Raw genomic sequence first — 4,315 nt, 5'->3', positions numbered from 1 at the left:
GGCGAAGGATCGCTGCCTATACCTTGCAGGCACTCAGCTCTTGTTGCGGATCTGCGTCAGCGTGCGGGTCGGCGTGATCGCTTCGGGATCGAGCTTGATCTCGACGATCGCCGGCTTGCCGCTGGCCAGCGCGCGTTCGAAGGCCGGCGCGAAGTCGGTGGTCTTTTCCACCGTCTCGCCATGGCCGCCATAGGCGCGGGCGAGCGCCGCGAAATTCGGGTTCTTGAGTTCGGTGGCGACGACGCGGCTCGGATATTCCCGCTCCTGATGCATGCGGATCGTGCCGTAAATGCCGTTGTTGACGACGATGACGATGATCGGAAGGTCGTACTGAACAGCGGTCGCGAACTCCTGGCCGTTCATCAGGAAGCAGCCGTCGCCGGCGAAGGCTATCACGGTGCGATCCGGGAACAGTGACTTGGCGGCGACGGCCGCGGGCGTGCCGTAGCCCATCGAGCCGGAAGTAGGCGCCGCCTGCGTGCCGAAGCGGCGGGTGCGGTAGAAGCGATGCACCCAGGTGGCGTAGTTGCCGGCGCCGTTGGTGAGGATGGCGTCTTCCGGCAGGACCTTTCCAAGATGCTCGATGATCGGGCCCATCTGCACGGCGCCTGGGCCGGTCTGAGGGGGCGTCGACCATTCGAGATAGGCGGCATGCGCCTTTTCCACCTCGGCCGCCCAGGAAGGGCTGGCGGCGGGCTTGCATTTGGCGAAGGCCTCGACGAAAGCGGCGGGCGAGGCATTGATCGCAATCGTCGGCCGGTAGACGCGGCCAAGCTCGCCGGCGTCGGCATGGACATGCACCAGCGCCTGGTCGGGGTAGGGGCTTTTCAACAGCGTGTAGTCGGAAGACGGCATCTCGCCCAGGCGGCCGCCGATCAAAAGCACGACGTCGGCCTGCTTGATCCGCTCCGCGAGCTTGGGATTGATGCCGATGCCGACATCGCCGGCGTAATTCGGATGGAGATGGTCGAACAGCATCTGACGGCGGAAGGAGCAGCCGACCGGCAGCGACCACGTCTCGGCGATCACGCGCATCTGCGCCACGGCTTCCTCGTTCCAGCGCGTGCCGCCGAGGATGACGAAGGGACGCTTGGCGTTGGCGAGCAGCATTTGCGCCGCATCGAGCTCGGCTTCGCCGGGACGCGTCTCGACCGGCGTGTGCGGAAGGGCTGCCGGAGCCTCGACCTCGCTGGTCAGCATGTCCTCGGGCAGCGAGATGACCACAGGGCCGGGGCGTCCTGACGTCGCGACCGAGAAAGCGCGGGTGACGAATTCGGGAATGCGCGTGGCATCGTCGATCTCGACCACCCATTTGGCGATGTCGCCGAAGAAACGCTTGTAGTCGACCTCCTGGAAGGCCTCGCGTTCCTTGGCGTGGCTGGCGACCTGGCCGATGAACAGGATCATCGGCACCGAATCCTGCATGGCGATGTGGACGCCTGCCGAGGCGTTGGTGGCGCCGGGGCCGCGGGTGACGAAGCAGATGCCGGGATTGCCGGTCAACCGTCCCTGGCAGTCGGCCATCATCGCGGCACCGCCCTCCTGGCGGCAGACGATGGTGCGGATCGAGGAGTCATGCAGCGCGTCGAGCACCGCGAGATAGGATTCGCCCGGAACGCAGAAGATGCGGTCGGTGCCGTTCGCCTCGAGCGCCTCGACGATCAGTTGTCCGCCGGTCTTCATTTTGCTTTCTCCAATTCGGCAAGGATTTCTGCGGTGTGCTCGCCAAGGCGCGGCGAGGGGCGCTCATAGACGAGCGGTGTGCCCGACATCACCATCGGCGCGCGCACCGAGGGCAGGCGGTTGCCATGGCCGTCGTCAAGGTCGAGCCGCATCCCGCGCGCGATGGTCTGCGGGTCGGCGAACATCTGGCCGATCGTGTTGATCGGGCTCGCCGGCACTCCGGCAGCCTCCAGCTTCGCCAGCAGCGGATCGCGGTCGAATGTAGCCAGCCTCTCGATAATCGTCTCACGCAACCTTGCGCGGTTGGCGACCCGCGCGGGGTTGGTGGCGAAATCCGGATTAGCGGGCAGATCGGCGAGACCGACCACGGCGCAGAACTTGCCGAACTGGCCGTCATTGCCGACAGCCAGGATAATGTGGCCATCCTTCACCGGCAGCACTTCATAGGGCGCTATGTTCATATGCGCATTGCCCATCTGCACCGGCGACTTGCCGGAGACCAGATAGTTGAGGTTCTGGTTGCCGAGCGCCGAGATCTGGCTGTCATAAAGAGCCATGTCGATGTGCTGGCCCTCGCCGGTCCTTTCGGCATGGCGAAGCGCGGCCTGGATGGCGATCACCGAATAGAGGCCGGTAAAGAGGTCGGAGATGGCGACGCCGGCCTTCTGCGGCTCGCGGCCCGGCTCGCCGGTGATCGACATCATGCCAGCCATGGCCTGGATGATGAAATCGTAGCCGGCGCGGGGCGCATAGGGACCGTCCTGGCCGAAGCCGGTGATCGAGCAATAGACGAGGCGCGGATTGATCGCCTTCAGGCTTTCATAATCGAGGCCGTATTTCTTGAGGCCGCCGAGCTTGAAGTTCTCGATCAGCACATCGGCGGTGGCGACCAGCTTGCGCAGCGTCTCGGCGCCTTCGGACTGGGAGAAATCGATGGCGATCGAACGCTTGCCGCGATTGCAGGAATGGTAGTAGGCGGCCGAGAGGTTCTCGCCGTCATGGCTCATGACGAAGGGCGGGCCCCATTTGCGGGTATCGTCGCCGCCGTCCGGGCTCTCGACCTTGATGACGTCGGCGCCGAGGTCGGCCAGCAATTGCCCGGCCCAGGGGCCGGCCAGGATGCGGGCAAGCTCTATAACGCGGATGCCTTTCAGCGGGGGTTCGGCCATGGATCACCGTGTTCTAACGAAAGGCAGCCTCTAGCAACCCGCACCGGTCGTGTCACGACCCATGCAGTAGGCCAAGCCGGATCAGGGTTTCAGCACGCCGTCAGCCCAGGCGGCGAAATCGTTCATGACGGTGTCGCGGTTGATCTCGTTCAGGCTTTCATGGCGGGTTTCCGGGTAAACCTTTGAAACCAGATTCGAAAAGCCCATCGCTTGCATGCGCTTTGCCAAATGATGGACGGCCTTGCCGTAGTCCGACGCGGGATCCTTCTCGCCACCGATGAGATTGACGGGTAGGTCGCGGCGCACGGCTGCGAAACTTGAATCCTTGCCGGCGTGCTGCGCCATGTTGACGACATCGCGCCACATCGAGATCGAGGCGTCCCAGCCGCAGAGCGGGTCGACGACATATTTGTCGACCTCGGCAGGGTCGCGCGACAGCCAGTCGAACAGGGTTCGGTGGTTGGGCACTGCCTTGCCCCAGGCCTGGAAGGTGAGCTTGGGCAGGAGGCGCGACGGCACGTCGGAGCCCAGCCGCATCCGCTCCCAGCCGAGGATGAGCAGCGCCAACTGGCCGAGAAGCCCTTGCGAGAAATTGCCGTTCCAGATCGCGGCGGCGCGGACGCGCTGCGAATGGCGCAGCACGAAGTTCAGAGCGATCGAGGCGCCCAACGAATGCCCGAAAACGATCACCGGCAGTCCCGGGTGCTCTTTCGCGATCAGGTCGTGAACGGCGTCAACATCGGCGATCACCTTGGCGATGCCGTCGCTGTCCGCGAACTTGCCGATCGGCGCGTCGGGCGCTTTCGTCGCGCCATGACCGCGGTGATCGTGGGCATAGACATGGAAACCGCGCGGCGCGAGGTAGTCGGCAAAGCGGGCGTAGCGCGCAGCATGCTCGGCCAGACCATGGTTGATCTGCACCATGGCGCGTGGCTTCGCCTCAGCGTGTTTCACATAGAGGTTGAGCTCGGCCCCGGTCGGTGAGGCCAGGCTGGTTTGCTTGTCAAATGGCATGTCTCGCTCCCTCGGCGACTGTTGGGCGAGGGCGCCACATACGTCAAGTGGATGGGCGGCTTGCGGACACGCCGATGGAGCGCTCAGCTGGGGATTGTTCTTCGCACGGTGAAAAAAGATCGCAATTCTGACACGCCGGCTGTTCTAGTGTGACGAATCCAACACGGATCAATGATCGCCGGGAGAGCGGGAATGCGGGTTTGGGCATTGTGGGGTTCGATGGTGCTGGCTCTGGTCGGCGCCGGCGCGGCGCATGCCGACGTGAAGATGAGCGGAACTTTCGTGGCCGACAGCGCCTGTCCGGCGACGCAGGCGATCAAGAACGGTAAGAACCCCGGCAACATCTCGACCGAAGCAGGCAAGTCCTACGATCTTCTTGCCGGCAACAAGGACGAGCCGACCCATTATCTCATCCAGGTGCCGGGCGCCGACCCCGAGCGGCGCTGGGT

Annotated in this window: 3 protein-coding genes and 1 pseudogene; 1 reads left to right on the top strand and 3 read right to left on the bottom strand. The window is 64.4% G+C overall.

Annotation, left to right across the window (positions count from 1 at the left end; all coding sequences use genetic code 11):
• Positions 1-33: 33 nt before the first annotated feature.
• From EOA28_RS26460 to EOA28_RS26450, 3 genes are all read right to left on the bottom strand, one after another.
• Complete coding sequence (locus tag EOA28_RS26460; protein WP_127250676.1) at positions 34-1,683, bottom strand: thiamine pyrophosphate-binding protein; 1,650 nt, start codon at positions 1,681-1,683, stop codon at positions 34-36.
• The gene (locus EOA28_RS26455) at positions 1,680-2,852 is read right to left on the bottom strand and encodes a CaiB/BaiF CoA-transferase family protein (RefSeq protein ID WP_127250677.1); all 1,173 of its coding nucleotides are present in this window, start codon (positions 2,850-2,852) and stop codon (positions 1,680-1,682) included. Before EOA28_RS26455 ends, EOA28_RS26460 begins: the two co-directional genes overlap by 4 nt.
• Before the next feature lie 81 nt (positions 2,853-2,933).
• Complete coding sequence (locus EOA28_RS26450; protein ID WP_127250678.1) at positions 2,934-3,866, bottom strand: alpha/beta hydrolase; 933 nt, start codon at positions 3,864-3,866, stop codon at positions 2,934-2,936.
• 192 nt (positions 3,867-4,058) lie between these two features.
• Between EOA28_RS26450 and EOA28_RS26445 the strand changes: the two are divergent.
• Positions 4,059-4,315: pseudogene (locus tag EOA28_RS26445) on the top strand (ribonuclease); the annotation flags it as partial.

The sequence above is a fragment of the Mesorhizobium sp. M2A.F.Ca.ET.067.02.1.1 genome (assembly GCF_004023285.1).
Classification (GTDB): domain Bacteria; phylum Pseudomonadota; class Alphaproteobacteria; order Rhizobiales; family Rhizobiaceae; genus Mesorhizobium.
The sequence above is the reverse complement of the archived record's forward strand: the minus strand, read 5'-3'. Positions and strand labels throughout refer to the sequence as shown.